General features: G+C 66.7%; 21 protein-coding genes. 15 read left to right on the top strand and 6 right to left on the bottom strand.

The genetic code is table 11. From position 1 onward, the window contains the following. The first annotated feature begins 213 nt into the window (after positions 1 to 213). The 12 genes from DT603_RS03600 to DT603_RS03545 all read left to right on the top strand — a co-directional run bounded on the left by DT603_RS03600 (position 214) and on the right by DT603_RS03545 (position 13,371). Positions 214 to 1,344, top strand: coding sequence for a threonine dehydratase (locus DT603_RS03600; protein WP_162348489.1), 1,131 nt, complete (start codon positions 214 to 216; stop codon positions 1,342 to 1,344). 5 nt (positions 1,345 to 1,349) lie between these two features. Then, positions 1,350 to 2,909, top strand: coding sequence for a 2-isopropylmalate synthase (locus DT603_RS03595; protein ID WP_162348752.1), 1,560 nt, complete (start codon positions 1,350 to 1,352; stop codon positions 2,907 to 2,909). Between the two features lie 210 nt (positions 2,910 to 3,119). After that, positions 3,120 to 4,538 carry a 3-isopropylmalate dehydratase large subunit gene (gene leuC / locus DT603_RS03590; protein WP_162348488.1) on the top strand — a complete coding sequence of 473 codons (1,419 nt, stop codon included), beginning with the start codon at positions 3,120 to 3,122 and terminating at the stop codon, positions 4,536 to 4,538. A gap of 124 nt (positions 4,539 to 4,662) precedes the next feature. Then, positions 4,663 to 5,244, top strand: a complete 582-nt coding sequence (leuD, locus tag DT603_RS03585) for a 3-isopropylmalate dehydratase small subunit (protein ID WP_162348487.1) — start codon at positions 4,663 to 4,665, stop codon at positions 5,242 to 5,244. Then, entirely contained in the window at positions 5,234 to 6,322 is a 1,089-nt protein-coding gene (gene leuB / locus DT603_RS03580) for a 3-isopropylmalate dehydrogenase (RefSeq protein ID WP_162348486.1), read from the top strand. Before leuD ends, leuB begins: the two co-directional genes overlap by 11 nt. Positions 6,323 to 6,664: 342 nt before the next feature. Then, entirely contained in the window at positions 6,665 to 8,173 is a 1,509-nt protein-coding gene (gene glpK / locus DT603_RS03575) for a glycerol kinase GlpK (protein ID WP_162348485.1), read from the top strand. 122 nt (positions 8,174 to 8,295) lie between these two features. Further along, positions 8,296 to 8,922, top strand: a complete 627-nt coding sequence (locus DT603_RS03570) for a 2-hydroxychromene-2-carboxylate isomerase (RefSeq protein WP_162348484.1) — start codon at positions 8,296 to 8,298, stop codon at positions 8,920 to 8,922. Between the two features lie 149 nt (positions 8,923 to 9,071). Next, a complete protein-coding gene (locus tag DT603_RS03565) occupies positions 9,072 to 10,085 on the top strand; it encodes an acyltransferase family protein (RefSeq protein ID WP_162348483.1) in 1,014 nt (337 codons plus the stop codon). A gap of 203 nt (positions 10,086 to 10,288) precedes the next feature. Next, the gene (locus DT603_RS03560; RefSeq protein ID WP_162348482.1) at positions 10,289 to 11,458 is read left to right on the top strand and encodes a serine hydrolase domain-containing protein; all 1,170 of its coding nucleotides are present in this window, start codon (positions 10,289 to 10,291) and stop codon (positions 11,456 to 11,458) included. Positions 11,459 to 12,126: 668 nt separating this feature from the next. Beyond that, a complete protein-coding gene (locus tag DT603_RS03555; protein ID WP_162348751.1) occupies positions 12,127 to 12,591 on the top strand; it encodes an Hsp20/alpha crystallin family protein in 465 nt (154 codons plus the stop codon). Positions 12,592 to 12,721: 130 nt separating this feature from the next. Further along, a complete protein-coding gene (locus DT603_RS03550) occupies positions 12,722 to 12,994 on the top strand; it encodes a hypothetical protein (RefSeq protein ID WP_162348481.1) in 273 nt (90 codons plus the stop codon). A gap of 137 nt (positions 12,995 to 13,131) precedes the next feature. Beyond that, positions 13,132 to 13,371, top strand: coding sequence for a hypothetical protein (locus DT603_RS03545; protein ID WP_162348480.1), 240 nt, complete (start codon positions 13,132 to 13,134; stop codon positions 13,369 to 13,371). A gap of 98 nt (positions 13,372 to 13,469) precedes the next feature. Here the strand turns inward: DT603_RS03545 and DT603_RS03540 are convergent, their stop codons facing one another. Next, positions 13,470 to 13,922 (bottom strand): EamA family transporter, encoded by a 453-nt coding sequence (locus DT603_RS03540; RefSeq protein WP_162348479.1) that lies wholly within the window; start codon positions 13,920 to 13,922, stop codon positions 13,470 to 13,472. A gap of 120 nt (positions 13,923 to 14,042) precedes the next feature. Between DT603_RS03540 and DT603_RS03535 the strand changes: the two genes are divergently transcribed. From DT603_RS03535 to DT603_RS03525, 3 genes are all read left to right on the top strand, one after another. Then, entirely contained in the window at positions 14,043 to 14,315 is a 273-nt protein-coding gene (locus DT603_RS03535; protein WP_162348478.1) for a hypothetical protein, read from the top strand. A 162-nt stretch (positions 14,316 to 14,477) separates the two neighbouring features. Further along, positions 14,478 to 15,242, top strand: a complete 765-nt coding sequence (locus DT603_RS03530) for a COG4705 family protein (protein WP_162348477.1) — start codon at positions 14,478 to 14,480, stop codon at positions 15,240 to 15,242. Next, complete coding sequence (locus DT603_RS03525) at positions 15,239 to 15,517, top strand: hypothetical protein (protein ID WP_162348476.1); 279 nt, start codon at positions 15,239 to 15,241, stop codon at positions 15,515 to 15,517. The genes DT603_RS03530 and DT603_RS03525 overlap by 4 nt, the downstream gene beginning before the upstream one ends. A gap of 43 nt (positions 15,518 to 15,560) precedes the next feature. On the opposite strand, the gene DT603_RS03520 is transcribed toward DT603_RS03525, so the two are convergent. From DT603_RS03520 to DT603_RS03500, 5 genes are all read right to left on the bottom strand, one after another. Continuing rightward, the gene (locus DT603_RS03520) at positions 15,561 to 17,129 is read right to left on the bottom strand and encodes an FAD-dependent monooxygenase (protein WP_162348475.1); all 1,569 of its coding nucleotides are present in this window, start codon (positions 17,127 to 17,129) and stop codon (positions 15,561 to 15,563) included. 231 nt (positions 17,130 to 17,360) lie between these two features. Further along, the gene (locus DT603_RS03515) at positions 17,361 to 18,026 is read right to left on the bottom strand and encodes a hypothetical protein (RefSeq protein WP_162348474.1); all 666 of its coding nucleotides are present in this window, start codon (positions 18,024 to 18,026) and stop codon (positions 17,361 to 17,363) included. 254 nt (positions 18,027 to 18,280) lie between these two features. Further along, positions 18,281 to 19,894: a PA domain-containing protein gene (locus DT603_RS03510; protein WP_162348473.1), complete on the bottom strand. Its 1,614-nt coding sequence runs from the start codon at positions 19,892 to 19,894 to the stop codon at positions 18,281 to 18,283. Continuing rightward, the gene (locus tag DT603_RS03505) at positions 19,891 to 20,247 is read right to left on the bottom strand and encodes a hypothetical protein (RefSeq protein ID WP_162348472.1); all 357 of its coding nucleotides are present in this window, start codon (positions 20,245 to 20,247) and stop codon (positions 19,891 to 19,893) included. The genes DT603_RS03510 and DT603_RS03505 overlap by 4 nt, the downstream gene beginning before the upstream one ends. A gap of 409 nt (positions 20,248 to 20,656) precedes the next feature. Further along, positions 20,657 to 21,094, bottom strand: a complete 438-nt coding sequence (locus DT603_RS03500) for a hypothetical protein (protein ID WP_162348471.1) — start codon at positions 21,092 to 21,094, stop codon at positions 20,657 to 20,659. Positions 21,095 to 21,163 lie beyond the last annotated feature (69 nt).

Here is a 21,163-nt window from a genome sequence, read left to right as displayed (position 1 = left end):
GAGTGTTCAGGGCTTCGGGAAGTATCGGGTCGCCGCGTTCCACCTCCCCCTTTGAAAAAGGGGGACTGAGGGGGATTTGCTTCACCGCTCCCGACTTTTCTTCCAGTACCAGGACTTCACGGAGGCGTCTTCTTCCATCGCAATCCTGGCGCTCCTTTGCTTGCACGCCCTCCGGCTACCGGCTATCGGCTTCCGGCTCCCGGCTCCACCCCAGTGCCTGACGCACGCGCCAGCAACGAACCGGACGTAAGTGACGTAATCGTCACCGTGGCCGACGTGCTGGCGGCGCAGGCGCGGCTGCGGCGTTACCTGCCGCCGACGCCGATGCACCATGCCGAACGCTTCGGGGTGATGCTGAAACTGGAGAACCTGCAGCGCACCGGTTCCTACAAGGTGCGCGGCGCGTTGAATGCATTGCTGGCCGCACGCGAACGTGGCGACCAGCGCCCGGTCATCGCTGCGTCGGCCGGCAACCATGCGCAAGGCCTGGCCTGGGCCGCGTACCGGCTTGGGGTGCAGGCGATCACGGTGATGCCGCATGGCGCACCCGAGAACAAGATCGCCGGCGTGGCCCATTGGGGCGCGACCGTGCGCCAGCATGGCAACAGCTACGACGAAGCCTATGCCTTCGCGCGCGAGCTGGCCGAGCAGAACGACTACCGCTTCCTGTCGGCCTTCGATGATCCGGACGTGATCGCAGGGCAAGGCACGGTCGGCATCGAGATCGCGCCGTTCACGCCGGACGTGGTCATTGTGCCGATCGGCGGCGGCGGTCTGGCCTCGGGAGTGGCGCTGGCGCTGAAGTCGCAGGGTGTGCGCGTGGTAGGCGCGCAGGTGGAAGGCGTGGATGCGATGGCGCGCGCGTTGAAGGGTGATGCGTCGCTCGTCGATCCGGTCGCCAGCCTGGCCGACGGCGTGCGGGTCAAGGTGCCCGGCTTCCTGACCCGGCGCCTGTGCGCCAGCCTGCTCGACGACGTCGTTATCGTGCGCGAAGCCGAACTGCGCGAAACCCTGGTGCGACTGGCGCTGGAGGAAAACCTGATTGCCGAAGGCGCTGGCGCGCTGGCCCTGGCCGCCGGGCGGCGCGTCTCAGGCAAGCGCAAATGCGCGGTCGTTTCCGGCGGAAACATAGATGCCCGCGTGCTCGCCGGGCTGCTCTCCGAGGTGCGCCCGCGCGCACCGCGCAAGCCGCGCCGGCGCACCCAGGAGCTGCATCCGGTCGAGCCGGTTCACACCGGCGTCCACGTCAGCGCCTCGGCCGCGCCGGCTTCCCCCATCATTTCCATGGCTGTCGATGCACCCGTTGCGCGCCACGCCGTTACCGAAGAGGAGTTCACCTGGTGAGCGTCATTCCCGTAGCAACCCCGGTCCAGGTCCCAGCCCAGGTCAGGATTTTCGATACCACCCTGCGCGATGGCGAGCAGTCGCCCGGCTGCAGCATGTCGCCTTCGCAGAAACTGGTGATGGCACGGGCGCTGTCCGAGCTTGGCGTGGACGTGATCGAGACCGGCTTCCCGGCCAGCTCGCAGTCCGACCGTGAGGCCGCCCGGCTGATCGCCGCCGAACTGCGCGACACCACCCTGTGCGTGCTCTCACGCTGCCTGCCCGCTGATATCGAGGCCTCCGCGCGTGCCCTGGCCGGCAGTGCGAAACCGCGCATCCACCTGTTCCTGTCCACCAGCCCGCTGCACCGCGAGCACAAGCTGCGCATGAGCCGCGGCCAGGTGCTCGATGCGGTGGCGCGGAGCGTGGTCGCCGCGCGCGGTTTCGTCGATGACGTCGAGTTCTCCGCCGAGGACGCGCTGCGCACCGAGGAGGATTTCCTGGCCGAAGTGATTGCCGCGGCCATTGCCTCGGGCGCCGCCACCATCAACCTGCCCGACACCGTCGGCTACACCACGCCCACTGAAATCCGCGGCCTGTTCGAACGCATGATCGCCAACGTGCCGGGCGCGCGCGACGTGGTCTTCAGCACCCACTGCCACAACGACCTGGGCCTGGCGGTGGCCAATTCGCTGGCCGCCATCGAAGGCGGCGCGCGCCAGGTCGAGTGCAGCATCAACGGCATCGGCGAGCGCGCCGGCAATGCGGCGCTGGAGGAAGTGGTGATGGGCCTGAAGGTGCGCGGCGCCTATTTCGGCGCCGACACCAGCATAGACACCAGCCGCATCGTGCCGACTTCGCAACTGCTGCAGCGCCTGGTCGGCATGCCGGTGCAGCGCAACAAGGCGGTGGTCGGCGCCAATGCGTTCGCGCACGAGGCCGGCATCCACCAGCACGGCATGCTGCGCCACCGCGGCACCTACGAAATCATGCGCCCCGAGGACGTGGGCTGGCCGTCCTCGCAGATGGTCCTGGGCCGCCACAGCGGCCGCGCCGCGGTCGAGCAGCGCCTGCGCGCACTGGGTTACCTGCTGGAAGAACCGGAGCTGGACCTGGTGTTCGCTTCATTCAAGGCGCTATGCGAGAAGCAGCGCGTGGTCCACGACAAGGACCTGCAGACCCTGATGCAGGACGGCGCCGACAGCGAAGGCTATCGCCTGTCCTCGATGACGGTAAGCGACGTGGGCCAGCGGGCGCGTGCCACCGTCGAACTGTCGGACCCGGAGGGCGACCGCGTGTTCGAGACCGCCGAGGGCGACGGTCCGGTCGATGCGCTGTTCGGCGCCCTGGCCCTGGCCACCGGCGTCGACCTGACCCTGGAAAGTTACCAGGTGCACAGCGTCGGCCTGGGCGCCGACGCCCGCGGCGAGGCCAACCTCAGCGTGCGCTACGCAGGCGAGGAATACGAAGGCACCGGCACCAGCAAGGACATCATCGAAGCCAGCGCGCTGGCCTGGCTGGACGTGGCCAACCGGCTGCTGCGTGCGCGCGACGGGGCCAAGAAGTCGGAGTTGGCGGAAGCATGAGCACGCCATCAGCGAACGACCAGGGTCCAGTCGTCATCCCGGCGCACGCCGGGACCCAACTTGCAGGTGCAGCGGAGGTCGATCTACTGATGCAAATCAGGTGCTTGCAAATCAGATGCTGACCGCTGGGTCCCGGCCTTCGCCGGGATGACGTTTTCTATTTTCTACGTTTTTAAGTCGAACCCTAACGATCCGGATGAAATCAACCGCATGAGCTCCGCCCCCCGCACCCTCTTCGACAAACTCTGGGACGCCCATGTGGTGGTGCCCGAAACCGACGCCGCGCCCGCGGTGCTGTATGTCGACCTGCACCTGATCCATGAAGTGACCTCGCCGCAGGCCTTCACCGAGTTGCGTGCGCGCGGCATCGCGCCGCGCCGGCCCGACCGGACCAAGGCGACCATGGATCATTCCACCCCGACCACGCCCGCCGATGCGGACGGCAAGTTCCATTACTACACGCAGGCGTCGGAAACCCAGGTCGATACCCTGGCCGCGAATTGCAACCAGTACGGCATCGAACTGTTTGATATGCAGTCGCCCCAGCGCGGCATCGTCCACGTGATCGCGCCGGAACTGGGCCTGACCCAGCCCGGCATGACCATCGTCTGCGGCGACAGCCATACTTCCACCCACGGCGCGTTCGGCGCGCTGGCCTTCGGTATCGGCACCAGCGAGGTCGGCCACGTGCTGGCCACGCAATGCCTGCTGCAGCGGAAAGCGAAGACCATGGCGATCACCGTCGAGGGTCCGCTGGCCAAAGGCGTCGGCGCCAAGGACGTGATCCTGCACATCATCGGCGTGATCGGGGTCAACGGCGGCACCGGCCACGTGCTCGAGTACCGCGGTTCCACTATCCGCGCGATGGACATGGAACAGCGCATGACCCTGTGCAACATGTCGATCGAAGCCGGCGCGCGCGCCGGCATGGTGGCGCCTGACGAGGTGACCTTTGCCTGGATGGCGCAGACACCGCGTGCGCCTCAAGGGCAGGCGTTCGAGGAAGCCCGGGCGCGCTGGTCGCAGTTCAGCAGCGACGAAGGCGCGCGCTTCGACCAGGAAGTGGTGATCGACGCGCGCGACATCCGCCCCACCCTGACCTGGGGCACGCATCCGGGCACGGCCATTGCCGTTGACAGGGAAATTCCGGCGGCGAAGGATGGCGCCGCGCAGAAGTCGCTGGACTACATGCACTTCGATGCCGGCCATTCGCTGGAGGGCACGCCCGTGGACGTGGTCTTCGTCGGCTCCTGCACCAATGGCCGCCTCAGCGACATGCGCGAAGTGGCGCAGGTGCTGCGCCAGCGCCGCATCGACCCGCGCGTGCGCATGCTGGTGGTGCCAGGTTCGGAACTGGTCAAGCGCCAGGCCGAAGCCGAAGGCATCGACGCCATCGTCCGCGCCGCCGGCGCCGAATGGCGCGAGCCGGGCTGTTCGATGTGCATCGCCATGAACGGTGACCTGGTCGCACCCGGCCAGCTGGCGGTCAGCACCAGCAACCGCAATTTCGAAGGGCGCCAGGGACCGGGGTCGCGCACGCTTCTCGCATCGCCGATGACGGCGGCGTGGGCGGCGGTAAATGGGAAGGTGGCTGATCCCAGGGAGCTGTTCGTGGAAGAGGTCGCGTGATGATGCCTGCCGCCCAATCCCCGCTGTTGTGGGAGGGGCTTCGGCCCCGACGCACTTCGCGGAAAGCCGTCGGGGCTGAAGCCCCTCCCACAATTGTTTCGATCACTTCCTGGAACACGCCCGCATGACCGCCTTCGCCGCCCTCACCTCGCGCAGCGTGGTGCTGCCCCAGGGCAACATCGACACCGACCAGATCATCCCCGCGCGTTTCCTGTCCACCACCGAACGCGCCGGCCTGGGCAAGCACGCGTTCAACGACTGGCGCTGGCAGGCCGATGGGTCACCGAACCCGGAGTTCGCCTTCAACCAGCCACAGAATGCAGGTCGCCAGATCCTGCTGGCTGGGGCCAACTTCGGCTGTGGCTCCTCGCGCGAGCATGCGCCGTGGGCGCTGGTCGACCTGGGACTGCGCGCGATCGTCAGCAGCCAGATCGCCGACATCTTCCGCAACAATTCGCTGAAAAACGGCCTGCTGCCGATCTTGCTTGACGAAACCATCGTGCAGGCGCTGATGCAGCACCCCGATGACGAACTGACCGTCGACATCGAAGCGCGCGAGCTGCGCACGCCGAATGGCGACGTCCACCCTTTCCCGCTCGACGCCTTCGCCCGCACCTGCCTGATGGAAGGCGTGGACGAGCTGGGCTACCTGTTGCTGCGCGACCCGCAGATCTCAAAGTACGAGGAACATTCCCATGCAAGCTGACATCGCAGTCCTGCCCGGCGACGGCATCGGTCCGGAAGTGACCGCCGCCGCGCTGTCGGTATTGAAGACCGTGGCGCGCCGCTACGGCCACCAGTTCAATTTCAGCGAGCACGACATCGGCGGCATCGCCATCGACAACACCGGCGAACCGCTGCCCGCCGCCACCCTGGCCGCGTGCAAGGCCGCCGACGCGGTGCTGCTGGGGGCCGTCGGCGGACCGAAGTGGTCCGATCCCAACTCGAAAGTGCGCCCCGAACAGGGCCTGCTCGCCCTGCGCAAGGGCATGGGCCTGTACGCGAACCTGCGCCCGGTGCGCCCGCATCCGGCCGCGTTGAACGCCTCGCCGATCAAGCCGCATCTGCTCACCGGTGTGGACATCATGGTGGTGCGCGAACTGACCGGCGGCATCTACTTCGGCGAGAAGACCCGCAGCGCCGACAGCGCCAGTGATCTGTGCACCTACAGCGTGGTCGAGATCGAACGCGTGGTCCGCAGCGCGTTCAAGCTGGCGCGCCAGCGTCGGGGCTACGTGGTCTCGGTGGACAAGGCCAACGTGCTGGAAACCTCGCGGCTGTGGCGCGATGTCACCACCCGCCTGGGCCGCGACGAGTTCGCCGACGTGCGCCTGGAACACGTGCTGGTCGATGCGATGGCCATGCACCTGCTGGCGCATCCGCGCGAGTACGACGTGATCGTCACCGAGAACATGTTCGGTGACATCCTCACCGACGAGGCCTCGATGCTGGCCGGTTCGCTGGGCCTGCTGCCCTCGGCTTCGCTGGGCGATGGCAAGGCCGGCGTGTACGAGCCCATCCACGGCTCGGCGCCGGATATCGCCGGCAAGGGCATCGCCAATCCCTACGCGACCATCCTCAGCGCGGCGATGCTGCTGCGTCATTCGCTGGGCCTGTTCGACGAAGCCGACTGCATCGAGCGCTCGGTCGACGGCGCGCTCAACGCCCACGCCTTCACCGCCGACCTGTCCGGCAACGGCCGCAGCCTGTCCACCACCGAAGCCGCCAACGCCGTCATCGAACAGATGCAGGCGCATTGCTACGTGGCCGAACTGCGCGACTGAGCAATTGACCTGTAGGAGCGACGCAAGTCGCGAAGCTCCCGGCAATCCCGGGTCCGGAGTCTGTCGATCACTGCGAGGCTGAGGGCTTCGCGACTCGCGTCGCTCCTACACAAGCTCGCGCCAAGACTGCCAGGCCGAGGGCTTCGCGACTCGCATCGCTCCCTCGCGCCAAACGATTAACGGGGTCCTGTAGGAGCGACGCCAGTCGCGAAGCTCCCGGCAATCCCGGATCCGGAGTCTGTCGATCACTGCGAGGCTGAGGGCTTCGCGACTGGCGTCGCTCCTACAGGGGTATGCGTGCTCGGCTAATATCCGGGCATCTCCTGCTGGGCGCCGCGGCACATGGAAAAACCCTACCTCCTCGCCATCGACCAGGGCACCACCAGTTCGCGGGCGATGATCTTCGACCGCAGCGGCGCGGTGGTGGGCATGGCCCAGCGCGAATTCGAGCAGTTGTTCCCGCAACCCGGCTGGGTGGAACAGGACCCGCGCGAGATCCTGGGCAGCGTGCAGAGCACGATCGTGGAAGCCATGACGCGCGCCCGGGTCAGCGCCGCGCAGATCGCCGGCATCGGCATCACCAACCAGCGCGAGACCACCGTGGTGTGGGACCGGCACACCGGACAAGCCATCCACAACGCCATCGTCTGGCAATCGCGGCAGACCGCGGGTATCTGCGAGCAGCTCAAGGCCGACGGCCATGCACAACTGGTGCGCGAGCGCACCGGCCTCCTGATCGACGCCTATTTCAGCGGCACCAAGGTCAAGTGGATCCTGGACCACGTGCCCGGCGCGCGCGCGCGCGCCGAACGCGGCGAGCTGCTGTTCGGCACCATCGACAGCTGGCTGCTGTGGAACCTGTCCGAAGATCATACCCACGCCACCGACGTCAGCAATGCCTCACGCACGCTGATGTACGACATCCACAGGCGCCGGTGGTGCCCGGACCTGCTGCGCATGCTGGACGTGCCGGCGGCGATGCTGCCGCAGGTGCGCGACAGCAGCACGGTGTACGCTCACACCAGCGCGCAGTCGGTGTTCGGCCATCGCATCCCCATCAGCGGCATTGCCGGCGACCAGCAGGCGGCGCTGTTCGGGCATGCCTGCTTCGAGCCGGGCATGGCCAAGAACACCTACGGCACCGGCTGCTTCCTGCTGATGAATACCGGCGCGAAGGCGGTGCAGTCCAACAATGGTTTGCTGACCACCATTGCCTGGAGCATCGATGGTGAAGTGGAATACGCGCTGGAAGGCAGCGTGTTCGCGGCCGGCTCGGCCATCCAGTGGCTGCGCGACGGCCTGCGCATGCTGGGCAAGGCCGGCGATTCGCAGGCCTACGCGGAACGCGCGCTGTCCTCGGACGGCGTCTACTTCGTGCCGGCCTTCGTGGGCCTGGGCGCGCCCTACTGGCGCAGCGACGTGCGCGGCTCGATGTTCGGCCTGACCCGCGGCACCACCAAGGAGCATTTCATCCGCGCGGTGCTGGAGTCGCTGGCCTACCAGACCCGCGACGTGCTCACGGCGATGCAGGTGGATGCGGGCCTGACCCTGAAAGCGCTGCGGGTGGACGGCGGCGCGATCGCCAATGATTTCACCGCGCAGTTCCAGGCGGACATCCTCGATATCGCGGTGGAGCGGCCCTCGGTGAAGGAATCGACCGCGCTGGGCGCGGCCTACCTGGCCGGCTTGGCAGTGGGCTTCTGGGAAAGCCGTGAGCAGATCGCCCGGCAGCGGAAAGTGGAGCGCAGCTTTGTGCCGGAGATGGTGAGCGAACGCCGGGAGAAGTTGTATGCGGGCTGGAAGCGCGCGGTGGAAGCGACCCTCGTGTTCGGCAACGGCGAAGTGACATGACGACGTAGCCCGGGTAAGCGAAGCGCACCCGGGGGCGCCTCACCCGGATCCTCCACGCTCCCCGGGTGCGCTTCGTTTACCCGGGCTACCTGCCACCAACTGATACGAGGATCCAATCCCCTATGCGCCGCTCCGACTGGTACTTCGATTTCGTTTCCCCCTATTCCTACTTCGGCTTCCTGCGCCTGCGGGAACTCGGCGACCTGCGCATCGACTACCACCCCGTCCTGTTCGCCGAGCTGCTCCGGCAGCACGGGCAGAAAGGCCCTGCGGAAATCCCGTCGAAACGCGTGTGGACCTACCGCTGGTGCACCTGGTGGGCGGCCCGGAACGATATCCCGTTCCGGTTTCCTGCCGCGCATCCGTTCAATCCCCTGCCCTATCTGCGGCTTGCCATTGCCGCCGGCAACACGCCTGAAGCCATCGGCCTCATTTACCGGGCGCTGTGGACGACGGGCGCCGATCCGGCCGATGCGGCGCTGGTCGCGGGCCTCGCGCAATCGCTCGGCGTGGATACTGCGCGGCTTGCTTCGGTGGAGGTGAAGGACAGGCTGCGGCGGGAGACGCAGGACGCCTTGGCCTGCGGGGTCTTCGGCGTCCCTACGCACGTCGTCGACCAGCAGCTGTTCTGGGGCGCGAAGGCGACCGACCTGCTGAAATCCTACCTGGCCGATCCCGCGGTGCTGGCCACCGCGGAAATGCGGCGCGTGGCCAACCTGCCGGTTGGCGGCGCCCGCAAGCCTGCGTAGCCCCGGCCAGCGATGTACACCCGCGTGCGTTACCCGGAAACTCCACGCTCCCCGGACACGGCCCCTGGTCCCAGCCGGGCTTCTCGTATGAACCCGCGCGCCGCTTGAACCTCCAGTAACATGGCCGTTTGCGCCTGCTTGGACCCGCCATGCTCGGATCTCTTCGTTTCCTGCTTGCCCTTCTGGTGGCTTTCAGTCACATGGGTTTGACCCCCGATTTCCACTTCGGCTCGATGGCGGTCATGGGGTTCTACCTCATCGCAGGCTACGTGATGACTTATTCCTTCAAGGCCAATTTCGAGGGGCGGCTGGCAAACATCGGCAGTTTCTACATCGACCGCGCGTTCCGCATTTACCCCCTTTACCTGCTTTCGCTGCTGATGATCTACCTGCTGGTCCGGGCCACCGGTTACGGCGTGCTGTACCTGGACGGCAAGTCCATGTTCGTCAACCTGACCATGTTCGGTCTCAACGTGCACCCCACCATCATGAATCCGGCAACCTGGTCGCTGGGGACCGAGGTGCAGTTCTACCTGCTGCTGCCGTTCCTGGTGCGCTTCAAATGGTTGAAATACGCGCTGCTGCCGCTGAGCTACGCAGTGTTCGTCGCGGCATCCCTTGGCCACCTTGACGCCGTGCTGTGGGGCTACAAATACCTACCGGGCACGCTGTTCTTCTTCATCGTGGGCTCGATCCTGCACGACGTGTCGGGGAAGCCGGCCGAGCGGCGCGTGCTGGGGGCCATTGTCGGTGTCGCCTGCATGCACCTGGCACTACTGTCGTTCTCCAACAAGGACATCGACGCGCCGTACTCGTTCGAGGCGCTTACCGGTCTTGCGCTTGGATCGATCGCATTGGTGGTGCTGGGCAGGGCAAAACCACCGCAAAGGGACCTGGACAACCTGCTGGGCAGCCTGTCCTATCCTGTCTTCCTGAGCCATGTCTGCGTGCTCTATTTCTTCGACCACCTGCGCGCCATGGGGGTGACCGACTTCACCCCACGCGGCATGGTGGCCCTGCAGCTCCTCGCTACATTGGTCCTGGCGTTGCCGTTGAAGTTTGCCGACGACTATTTCCAGCACCTGCGCAAGCGTGTGCAAGGGCGGCACCGCAGCGAACCCGAAGCAGGCGGCCTGCTGCCGCCCGTAGCGCAGACACCGTAGCCCGGGCCAGCCGGGTTGCACGGGTGGGCCCTCAGTCTTGCCCTAGCTTCCCGCTGGTTGCCGGCAAGTCAACGAGTAGCCCGGATAACTGGGTCAGTGTCACTGCGGCAGGGGTGGGCGCGGCGCATGACTCCCTCCATCTGGCACTCGACAGCCGCGTCGACGTCGTGCCCACTGTGCGAACGACTTCCACGGGAATCACCTTGAAGCATTTCAAGCGCCGCCTGTTCCTCTCGCTGATGCTGGCGCCCCTGTTCTTGCTGCAGGCACACGCGGCGCGGGCCGCCGATGCGCCAGGTGCGCAGGCGCCGGCGACGCTGGACCTCGACGCCGTGCTCAAGCAGGCCATGGAAGGCACGCGGACGCCGGCGCTGGGTGCGCTGGTGATGCGCGACGGCAAGGTCATGGCACAGGCCGTGCGCGGCGTGCGTCGCAACGACCAAGCCGAGGTAGTGCGCAGCGCGGACGTGTGGCTGATCGGCTCGACCGCCAAGCCGATGACCGTAGCCCTGGTCGCGAAACTGGTGGATCGCGGCGTGCTGTCATGGGATGCGCCGCTGGCGCAGATGCTGCCCGAGCTGGCCGGTTCCATGCGTGCTGAATATCGTGCGGTGACCCTGGTGCAGTTGCTGTCGCACCATTCGGGCCTGCCGGAGAACATCGGCGACGTGAAGCTGCTGGACGGCTTCTTCACCGATGCCCGACCCCTGCCGGTGCAACGCCTGGCACTGGTCAGCGCGGCATTGAAGGAAGCGCCCGTCGCCGCGCCCGGCACCGCGTTCGTCTACTGCAATACAGGCTTCCTGATTGCCGCGGTCATCGCCGAGCGCGCGGCCGGCGCCGATTTCGAGGAGCTGATGCGCCGCGAGGTGTTCCAGCCGCTGGGCATGGCCAGCGCCGGCTTCGGCCCGACCGTTGACGGCCAGCCGCGCGGCCATCGCGCCGGCAAGCCGGTCACCGCGCCGATGACAAAATCAGACGACGGCGTGCCGATGGTCTACACCGCCGCCGGCAACCTGCACATGACCCTGCAGGACTGGGCGAAGTTCTGCCTGGACCAGCTGGCTGGCAGCCGCGGCGACGGCAAGTTGCTGAAGCCGGCCTCGTACGCGCTGATGCAGACCGCCCAGCCCGGCAGTCCCAGCGGCATGGACTGGGGCGTGCAGGCGTCGATTGCCGGCCGCGCCGGGCCGGTGCTGGTGCATGGCGGTTCCGACGGCAACTGGCTGGCGTGGGCGGTGCTGTTCCCGAAAGCAGATACCGGCGTACTGGTGGTGGCCAACGCCACCGAGGACATGGGCGGTGACAAGGCCACCCGTGCAGTGATGGCCAGCCTGTTTGCGGAATTGAGTCCAGCCAAGCGCGAAGAGTGAATCGTCGGCAGGCGGGCCTTGATCCCCCCTTGCAGGGACGCCATTGCCGCGGCGGGCGGTTGCCGCTTGGATCCAGCGCCGGTGCGGTCCGCGAGGCTCCGGATGGCGGGTCAAGACCCGCCCTACGTGGGCTGTGAGCAGCCTAGCTGACCTTGCGACCAGGCTCCGGAACCGTGCGATCAGCCTCGCCGACCCTGTGCTCAGCCTCTGGAACCCTGCGATCAGCCTCGCCGACCCTGCGCTCAGCCTCTGGAACCCTGTGATCAGCCTCGCCGACCCTGCGCTCAGCCTCTGGAACCCTGCGCTCAGCCTTGCCGACCTTGCGCTCAGCCTCTGGAACCCTGCGATCAGCCTCCCGACCTTGCACTCAGCCTCCGGAAGCCTGTGATCAGGCTCCGCGACCTTGCACTCGACCCCGGTAACATTGAACTCAGCCTCGGCGGTACGCGAAGCTCCGGACGAAGGCGCCGCCGGGCCGCAACACTGGCCGCGTAGTGCCAATTTTCGACGTCACCGGCACGCTGGCGCAGTGCTAAACAAGGCCTGAATCGAAGCTGCCCGGGCGCACTTGAAACCTGCCTGGTGCGAACTATTTTCCGCGTTGTGGCACCCGCCGTGCCACCCGAGACCCATACACAATTCAAAGGAGACTCGCCATGACCAAGCCTATGGTCAGCCAGTCCAGCTGGCTGAATCAGAACACTCTCCAGGACCCGCTCCGGCAGCTGTTCGACCGCCTGTTCGACGGCGGCATGCAGCAGGGCGGCAACGAGGATTCCAATGTGGTGACCAGCCAGTGGACGCCACACGTGGATATCAAGGAAGAAGCCGACCGCTTCATCCTGTTGGCCGATATTCCCGGCGTCGAGCCCGGCGACATCGAAGTGCAGATGGACAAGGGCATGCTGGCCATCAAGGGCGAGCGCACCCTGGAAACCCGCAGCGAAGGCACCAGCTTTTCGCGTGTTGAACGCCGCCACGGACTCTTCCATCGCCGCTTCGCCCTGCCCGACAGCGCCAACCCCGAAGGCATCACCGCCTCGGGCCGCAATGGCGTGCTGGAGATCGTCATTCCCAAGCGGCCGGAAACCACGCCGCGCCGCATCCAGGTTGGCAGCACGTTGAATTCCTGAGGCCAGGACTGCCCTCGATCAAGCGAGTGCACTGGAGGTCCGCAAGCCGCCCGGCCATGCCGGGCGGCTGCACTGGCAGCATTACAACCACATGCGACAACCACACGCGCATGACCGGAGGGTAAGGCGCATGGACAAGACCACCGAAGAAATCATCTGCGACCTGCAGGCCCAGGTCTACGTGCTGCGTGCCGCGCTGCGCGCGTTGGCGCAAACGCACCGCGATTCCAACGAACTGCTGAAGGCGTGGCGCGAAGCCCTGGAAAATTCCACCGCCGGCCCGGTCGTGCCGGCGTATGCGCGGCAGAGCGAATACATCGCCGAGCGCTGCCAGGCTTTCGTGGAGGACTGGACCGCCGAGCTGGTGGAGCTGGCGGTGCCGGGGGTCAAGCGGAGGAACTAGCCAGCCGGATGGCTTGGCTCACCTGGTACCGGTATCCGGGGATGCAGCAATGGGGGGCGCCCACCGTATGAGCGGCATGCGCGGTTCTGGGATTGGGTTCTCTTTCCGGCTGTCGCGATTGCGCGACCCTTTTTGCCGTGAAGAAGCCCTTTCCCGTGGCGTGGTTCGGACTGCTGGCGCTGGTGATCATGGCCGGCGGCAGTTTCGTCATGGGCCTGGGTCATGTCTATGAGCCCGAGCGGTATTGCGCTTCGCCACACTACGCGGGCGTGTGCGCGGGCATGCTGTTCTGGTTCGGGCTGGGTTCGGCGCTGGCCATGCTGAGCATGGCCAAATTGTTCGACGACGCCATGCGTTTCCTCGACAGCCAGCAGTAGTGCGTCTACGCATCGTGTGCGTCGAATCGCAATGATGCTTTTCAGCCCACTGGTTGGCCGCAAACGAGGCGGCTGAGGCGATACGGGCCGATGCAGTATCAGGCGCCGGTCGCGCGCTTGCCGGCCAGCGCAATCACCACCACGCCGACGGCGACCAGGCCGATGCCCAGCCATTCGCGCCATGAGGGACGCTCGCCCAGGAAGGCGTAGGCGAAGACCGCCACCAGCACCAGGCTGAACTTGTCCACCGGCGCCACCTGCGAGGCGGCGCCGACCTGCAATGCGCGGAAATAGCAGACCCAGGAGGCGCCCGTTGCCAGCGCCGACAGACTGAGGAACAGCACCTTGCGCGGCGAAAGCAGGCGCGGGTCGGTCCACTTGCCCGCCAGCGACACGAACGCGGCCAGCACGAATACGATGATGACCGTGCGGAACAGCGTGGCGAAGTCCGAATCCACGCCCTGGATCCCCAGCTTGGCCAATATCGCCGTGAGCGCCGCGAAGCAGGCTGACAACGCGGCCCAGAAGAACCAGGAACTGGAAGTGGCCATGGTCTGCAGCACCGATGCCTGAGGAGAGGAACAGGCGGGTTGGCCTGTCGCCGCAGCATACCCGCCACGGCAGGCGCTGGCGTTGCAGCCTACAATCAGGAAAAACAGGAGCAACAGGAAATGGTTCCATCGCGGCCCGCCGTTCCCGCAGCAGCGCAACCCGATTGCCGTGTCATGGTGATGTTGCGCGACGGGCCCTTCGACGGCCAGGACATACGTGCAACCGGTGCGGAGCTGGAGCAGGGCCTGCTGGTCAGGAACAACCACACCTACGTCCGCGACGGCTCCACCATGGCGCGCGCGATCAGTTCGGCCTCCTTGCCACTGTTCCGCTGGCTGCAGGAAGCCAGGGTCGTGCTGCTGCCCTTCCTGACCTTGTCCTACGGCCTCTAGCCAACGACCTTCAGCCAGCGGCTTCTAGACAACATTCCCTGGGGCCGGCCACGCCGGCGGCTGAACCGATGCCGGTGGCTTAACTCGCTGCAAACACCGCTACGACCTGTTTCCGACTGGCGCTTGACCACGATCGCACTCGATTCCTGAGGAGGTGCGGCGATGCAGGCTTCCAGCGTGGCGGTGACGGGCAGCAAGGTGGCGGCCGTGGGCCTGGGCTTCTGGGTGATGAAAATTGCAGCCACCACGCTGGGCGAAACCGCGGGCGACCTGTTGTCCATGACCCTGCAACTGGGCTACCTGCTCAGCTCGGCTGTCCTGTTCAGCGCGTTCCTGGGCCTGCTTGCGTTGCAACTGCGCGCGCGCCGCTTCCATCCACTGCTGTTCTGGTCGGTGGTGCTGGCCACCAGCACCGCGGGCACCACCCTGTCGGACTTCCTCGACCGCACGCTCGGGCTGGGTTACGCATTGGGCGCGAGCCTGCTGGCCGGCGGCCTGGCGCTGGTGCTGGTGCTGTGGAAGTGGTCGGAAAAGACACTGTCGGTCAGCGACATCCGCTCGCCCCGGTCCGAGGCCTTCTACTGGACCGCGGTGCTGTTCTCCAACACGCTGGGCACCGCGCTGGGGGATTTCCTGGCCGACGATTCGGGACTGGGTTTCGGTGGTGGCGCGCTGCTGATCGGCAGCCTGATCCTGCTGACCGCGCTTGCCTCGCGCATCCGGCAGGTGAACCGGGTAGTCCTGTTCTGGATCGCATTCGTGCTCACGCGGCCGTTCGGCGCCACCTTCGGCGACCTGCTGACCAAGCCGCTGGACAAGGGCGGCCTGGACTTCGGCACCCTGGGTTCTTCATTGATCCTGTTCGCAATGCTGGTCGGCATGGTCGGGCTGTCGATGCGGCGGCTGCGGACCGGGGCAACCGCTTGAGCAGGCATGCCCCACCCGGCCAGGGCTACGATGACCAGGTGCCGACCATCGCCTATCCACGCCTGTTCCGTCTCTTCATAGCGGCCATCGTGCTGCCGCTGCTGTGTGCACTGGCGGCCGTCGCCAGCCAGGGTGACAAGGGCCTGCACCCGGCGCCATTCATTGCCCTGGCCCTGCTGAGTACGGTCGTGGCCATCCTGGTCTTCGCGGTGATGCTGTTGCGCGCGGCCGCCGATGCGGCCGCAGGCTGGTGGAAACGTCGACGCCGGCAATGAGACCGCGCCTGCGAGGTGATGCGCGCAGTGCACCTGCATGGCCTCACGCCATCGTGCGCAGGCCCAGGCGTGCTTCCGCGTAGGCGGCCAGTTCCGCAGCCTCGGCCCTGCTTCCGCACAGCCCCACATGCCCGTCGGGGCGCAGCAGGAAGAACGACACGGCGGGGATGCCGGCACGTTCGAGTTCACCGTGGTTGCGTGCGTCGTCCGGTACCACGTGGGTGCGCAACAGGCCGTTGAAACCGGACAGGGCCGGCGGCGGCAGCTGCCCGAACAGCAGCAGGTGGAAGTGGGTGTCCTCGAGCGCCTGGAACAGGTCCTGGGCCGGCTCGCCGGGCTGCAGTACCAGCCGCAGCCAGGGAAAGCGGTCGCCTGCCTGCACCGAGCGCGCCGGCAGCCGCGGATCGGACACCGACAGCGCGCTGTCGCGGTAGTGGATGCCGATCTGCGAGACGGTGCGGAAGGCCAGTTCCTGCAGGCGCCGGTTGCGCATGGCCAGCGCCACGACGCGCGCCAGCACCTGGGTGCGCAACAGGGCGGCGAGCGGATGCGCCGACACCACCAGGCGGAAGGCGCGATCGGTGGTGTCGAGCAGGCGCGTGGCCACCGGGATGCGTTCGTCCTCGTAGGAATGCAGCAGCGATTCGCGGGCCTGGCGGTTGACCACCAGCGCCAGCTTCCAGGCCAGGTTGTAGGCATCCTGCAGGCCGGTGTTCATGCCCTGCGCGCCGACCGGGCTGTGGATGTGGGCCGCATCGCCAAGCAGGAAGCAGCGCCCGGCGCGGAACCGCGCCGCGCGGCGATGGTGGATGCGATAGGTCGAGAACCAGCTGCATCGATCGACCGCTATGTGCAGCCCGGTCTCGCCGCGCAGTGACGGCAACACCGCGTCGAAGTCCACGTCGTCGCGGCCGGCCAGTGCCGGCGGCAGGATGCCGACGATCCGCCAGTGGTCATCGCCGCGCAATGGGAAGAGCAGATGGAAGGTCTGCTTCCACAGGAACACATTGACCTGCGCCGGCGCCATGCTGCCACTGGCCTGCACGTCGGCGACGTAGAAGACGTGCTCGTAGGGTGCACCCTCGAAGGGAATGCCGTTGAGCGCGCGCACCGTGCTGTGCGAGCCGTCGCAGCCGGCGACCCAGCGCGCGCGCACTTCACGGACGGCACCAGCGGCGACCGCCAGGGTGGCGGTGACATGGCCGTCGCGCTGCTGCAGCGACTGCAGCGATGTATTCCAGTGGACCGGCTGGTCCCAGTCGGCCAGGCGGTCGCCAAGGATGCGTTCGTTGTCGTCCTGGCCCAGCACCAGGATGCAGGGATACGGGGTGAGCAGGCTGCCGGCGTCGATCAGGGGCACGCGCGCGGCCTTGCGTCCCTGTGTCCACAGTTGCGCTCCGGTGGCGCGCTTGCCCAGGGCCAGCGCGCGCTCGACGACGCCGAGCTGCGCATAGATCTCCAGCGTGCGGGCCTGCACGCCCAGCGCGCGGGTCTCGCGCGCCGGTTGCGCGTGGCGGTCGATAAGCAGGCTGTGCACGCCGCGCCGTGCGAGCTGGTTGGCCAGCATCAGACCGGTCGGCCCGGCACCCACGATGAGCACTTCGGTGTCCACGTAACCTCCGCGTGGAAATACCTTGGCAACAAGCCAGGCATTGGCCCGCACCATTGAAAACGGGTTCGAGGGCGAGGCTGGGCCAGCATCGGATCCGTCACGCCGGCATTGCCTGCCTTATTGCAAGCCGGTGCCCGGCACCCGCGTGCGGCCGATGTGCGCTGGGCCCAGATAAGACAATGGCGGCCAGTGGCCGCCATTGTCGGGTTATCGCGAAGGCATCAAAACCGATTACTTGCCCTTGCCGTGGCCCTTGTCCTTGCCCTTGTCGTTGCCGTGGCCCTTGTCGTTGCCATGGCCCTTGTCATTGCCATGGCCGTTGTCGCCATGCGACGGACCCTTGGCCTTGCCGCCGTTGTTGCCGTAATTGCCATGGCTGTTGCCGTTGTTGCCTTTCGACTTGCCCGGACCATGCTTGGACCAGTCTACGCGGACCGGGCGATCCAGCACCACCGGATAACCCCAGCGATCGTAGGTGGACACGGTGCCGCGCTTCAGCGCATGGAAAGCCTTCGAGCCCGGCTTGATGCCGTAGCGCTTGGCGACCGCGCCCCAGCCCTGGCCGGGATGGCGATCGTATTCACGCACCACGTTGCCGCAGGGAATGCCCATGGAATGGGCCAGTGCGCAGGCGTAATACACATCGGCCGGTGCCCAGCGGCGACGCTCCAGCAACTCGACCACCAGGCTGCGCGGCGCACCGTAGTAGCTGGTCATCTCGTTGACGAAGGGGTCGCGGTAGCGCTGGCCGTAGTCGTTGATTTCGCCCAGTCGCGAATCCACCCACACATCGCCGGTCCTGATGTTGTAGCCGACCGTCTGCGCCGCGGCGGTCGCGCCGACGCCCAGGCCGGTGGCGATGACCAGTGCAAGACAGGCATGCCTGAAAGTTTTCATGTAGAGCTCCTTGGTGGATGTTGCGGCGAGTCTCGACGGCGCGCGGTGAATCGCGAGTGAGGAAACGCCACCGGTCGTTGCAAGGCAGGCGAGCGGTTAAGTTTCGCAACGGCGTTCGTGATGCCCCCGGGCATGCATCCGCATGCAATGACGGGCCGGGCCCGCCCTATGCAAAGCACCTGCGCGCGGTAGCGGACCGCGCAAAAAAAACCGGCGCACGAGGCGCCGGTTCTCTTCTTTCAATACAGCGTGGTTCAGCGGTTGCGGGCGACGCAGGCCTGCAGCTTGCCGGCCTGGGTGGTATTGATCAGGCCACCGGCACGCAGCTTGGTGCGGAAGTTGGTCATGCAGGTCGTGTACGCCGTCTGGTTGGCCGAGCTGATCTGGCAGAGGTTGTTCTGCGCGATCACGTTGGCGCCGATGATCAGGCCACCCACTTCCGCGACCGGGATGCCGGTGTCGCAGCCGGCGATCTTGGCGTTGCCTTCGGTGAGCGTCCAGCCTTCGTCCTGGAACAGTGCGGGGGTCAGGTCGACGTTGTAGTTGGCGGCCAGGGTCTGGGTGATCGCCGGTTCCATCAACGCATTGGGAGTGGTGCTGGTGTCGTAGTGCGAGAACGAGGAACCCGATGCGACCGGGTTGGGCGAATACAGCAAGGCATAACCGCTGGCATCGGCACCGGCCAGGCGGCCCGGGATCGCAGCCAGGGTCACGTTGACACCCGGCAGGCCGGCCTTGATGGCCGCGCCATCGACCGAAGACACGCTCAGCGTTGGCACCGTGGCCGTCACGCTCGCATCGTCGGCCATCGAGATGAGCGCATTGACGTTGTTGGCGACGATCACCGCCGTGGCGCCGGCGTTCTGCGCGAACCTGGCCTTGATCTCAAAGGCGCAGGTGCCGCGGTCGACGATGGCGATTTTGCCGGTGTAGGCGCCGGCCGGCGAGGCCGCGCAGCCTTGCGATGGCGTTGCGCTGCCGTCGTTGACCAGTACCACGCTGCCGGTGAAGTTGGCCGCCGTGGCCCCCGGGCCGAAGGCCGCGGTGCCGTAGCTGTAGTCACCGCTGACCGTGCCGCTGGCGCGCAAGGCGATCTTTTCGTCCAGTACCAGCGGGACCTGGCTGGTCACGATGGGACCACGGAAGGCCAGGTTGCCACCGATGACCGCCGCCACGCGGCCGGCGTTGGTCATCTGGTACCAGCCCTGGTTGGTGACGTTGTTCCAGGCGAAGCGCGAGTAGATGTCCTGGTACCCGGCCAGCGGCGCGCCGGTGGTCACGCTGCCGAAGCCGGAGAAGCCCAGGCCGTGGGCGATCTCGTGCATGACCACGTTGAGGAAGTTGGTCTTGCCGGCCGGCGTGTTGCCATCCAGGCCGTAGTACCAGCCCGAACCCGGCGAACAGGCGGTGCCGTTGGGATTGGTCAGGCCGTAGGATGAGTTGAAGCGGCTGATGATGTCGACGCCGGCCCCGTTCTGCAGGTCCTGGCCGACCAGCGAGTCGGCCAGTGCGCCGTGATAAAGGGTGTCCGGCTTGCCCGTCTCGGTGAGTACGTAGATGGGGGAAGTACCGGCCGAACCCAGCACGGTGCCGGCGGCGTCGCATTGCAGCGCCTGGAAGCTGGCCTGCACGCGGATATTGACCGGACTCACCAGCACGGCGCCCCACAGGTCGGCCGCGTACTGGTAGGCGATGCGGCGTTGTTCACCGATGGTGACGCCCGGGTTGCCGCCGGCCGGTGCCAGCGCGGTCGGGTCGTTGAGTCCCTGGCCGGCAGGGTCGGCGTTGATCGGAATGATGTTGGCGGCGACGGCGTTGCCGGCGAACAGTGCAGCCGACAGCGCGGAAATCAGCAGGGTCTTCTTCATTTCACTTCTCCCTGTGCGGCCTGCTCGACCGGCGCTGCATTTTCGTCCTGGTGCCGGTAGCTCACCGTGCCATCCGCATTGCGTACCGCCACCAGGTTGACCATGCGGTCCTCCGGCAACTCCAGTTCGACCAGGCCCTGCGCGGTGACGCGCTTGCGGGCGACCGCTTCCTGCTCGGTCTTGGGCGGGGTGACGCGCTTGCCTTTGCTGTTTTCGTTGCCGCGGACGAAGTCGCCGAGGTCGCGCTTGCCTTTGTTGATCTGTGACTGCGCTGCGGCCGGTGCCACGACGCTGGCTGCGCCGAGCAGGACGGCTGCGGTCGCCAGTAGATTCCTGGGTGTGCTGGATTTCACGGACAAAGCTCCTAGAGAAAATGATGCGGGAGGCGAATGAATGACGACCTGCCCGAGTTCCCCCTGGGGCCTGCCGATGGGAGGCCGTTGCCAGTGTCCCGGCCCAACCCCATACCCCCGACCCTAGTGAGTCGCTCGCCGAATAACAAGGTCTGCGTCACGTTTTCTTGCAGGCCCGGCGGACTGCGCCGCGGCGCGGACTTTGAGCCCCGGCGAAAACCCAATACTGGCGGCCATTTGGAAAACATCGGCCACCGCGTGTCGCCAGGCTGGCGCCCGCGCGCGCCGTGCGCGGTCCGCCTGATGCTGCGCGACAGCAAGATTTTCACGCGCGCCCGTGGCCGCTGCGGTGGCAGCGAAGGTTGCGGGACGCGAGCGCCACGCGCCGCGCAGTCCGCCATCGGCGGGCTCAGGAAATCCAGGCCTTGGCCGCCGCGTCGCGCGCGTACCACCACAGGTACAAGGCGATCACCACCAGCATCACCGGCAACGCCAGCCCCGCCGCTCCGGAAGACTGCCATACCGGTGTCACCGCGTAGGCGCCGAGCAGTTGCACCACGATGGCCAGCAGCGACACCAGGAACAACGGCACGGCCCAGCGTTTCTTCAGCAACAGGCTGATTGCACCCAGCACGCCGGACACCACGGCCACGCCGAACACGATGTTGATCCAGGCCGGGGTGGCGGCATACACGGCACGCTGCGCGGCGGGCATGGCGGCAAGCATTTCCGGAGTCAGGCGGACCTGCATGACGAAGAACGCCATGCCGATCAGGTTCCACAGCAGCGCGATGAAGGCGATGACCCAGAAGGTCCAGCGACGTGGCGAAGCGGCAGTGGTATGCATGCTTTCCTCTCCCGGCAATGATGGGGGCGCGCGACCTGGACCGTCGGCGCCGGCATCATGTCACGGCGG

Origin of the sequence: Pseudoxanthomonas gei, assembly GCF_010119615.1 — a bacterium.
Lineage (GTDB): Bacteria > Pseudomonadota > Gammaproteobacteria > Xanthomonadales > Xanthomonadaceae > Pseudoxanthomonas_A > Pseudoxanthomonas_A gei.
This window is presented reverse-complemented; position numbering and strand designations above follow the sequence as displayed.

Excerpts from the sequence above, each read along its gene's own strand:
- leuC (WP_162348488.1), top strand. The coding sequence starts at position 3,120 with ATGAGCTCCGCCCCCCGCACCCTCTTCGACAAACTCTGGGACGCCCAT.
- leuD (WP_162348487.1), top strand. The coding sequence starts at position 4,663 with ATGACCGCCTTCGCCGCCCTCACCTCGCGCAGCGTGGTGCTGCCCCAG.
- leuB (WP_162348486.1), top strand. The coding sequence starts at position 5,234 with ATGCAAGCTGACATCGCAGTCCTGCCCGGCGACGGCATCGGTCCGGAA.
- glpK (WP_162348485.1), top strand. The coding sequence starts at position 6,665 with ATGGAAAAACCCTACCTCCTCGCCATCGACCAGGGCACCACCAGTTCG.
- DT603_RS03570 (WP_162348484.1), top strand. The coding sequence starts at position 8,296 with ATGCGCCGCTCCGACTGGTACTTCGATTTCGTTTCCCCCTATTCCTAC.
- DT603_RS03565 (WP_162348483.1), top strand. The coding sequence starts at position 9,072 with ATGCTCGGATCTCTTCGTTTCCTGCTTGCCCTTCTGGTGGCTTTCAGT.
- DT603_RS03555 (WP_162348751.1), top strand. The coding sequence starts at position 12,127 with ATGGTCAGCCAGTCCAGCTGGCTGAATCAGAACACTCTCCAGGACCCG.
- DT603_RS03550 (WP_162348481.1), top strand. The coding sequence starts at position 12,722 with ATGGACAAGACCACCGAAGAAATCATCTGCGACCTGCAGGCCCAGGTC.
- DT603_RS03540 (WP_162348479.1), bottom strand. The coding sequence starts at position 13,922 with ATGGCCACTTCCAGTTCCTGGTTCTTCTGGGCCGCGTTGTCAGCCTGC.
- DT603_RS03535 (WP_162348478.1), top strand. The coding sequence starts at position 14,043 with ATGGTTCCATCGCGGCCCGCCGTTCCCGCAGCAGCGCAACCCGATTGC.
- DT603_RS03530 (WP_162348477.1), top strand. The coding sequence starts at position 14,478 with ATGCAGGCTTCCAGCGTGGCGGTGACGGGCAGCAAGGTGGCGGCCGTG.
- DT603_RS03515 (WP_162348474.1), bottom strand. The coding sequence starts at position 18,026 with ATGAAAACTTTCAGGCATGCCTGTCTTGCACTGGTCATCGCCACCGGC.
- DT603_RS03510 (WP_162348473.1), bottom strand. The coding sequence starts at position 19,894 with ATGAAGAAGACCCTGCTGATTTCCGCGCTGTCGGCTGCACTGTTCGCC.
- DT603_RS03500 (WP_162348471.1), bottom strand. The coding sequence starts at position 21,094 with ATGCATACCACTGCCGCTTCGCCACGTCGCTGGACCTTCTGGGTCATC.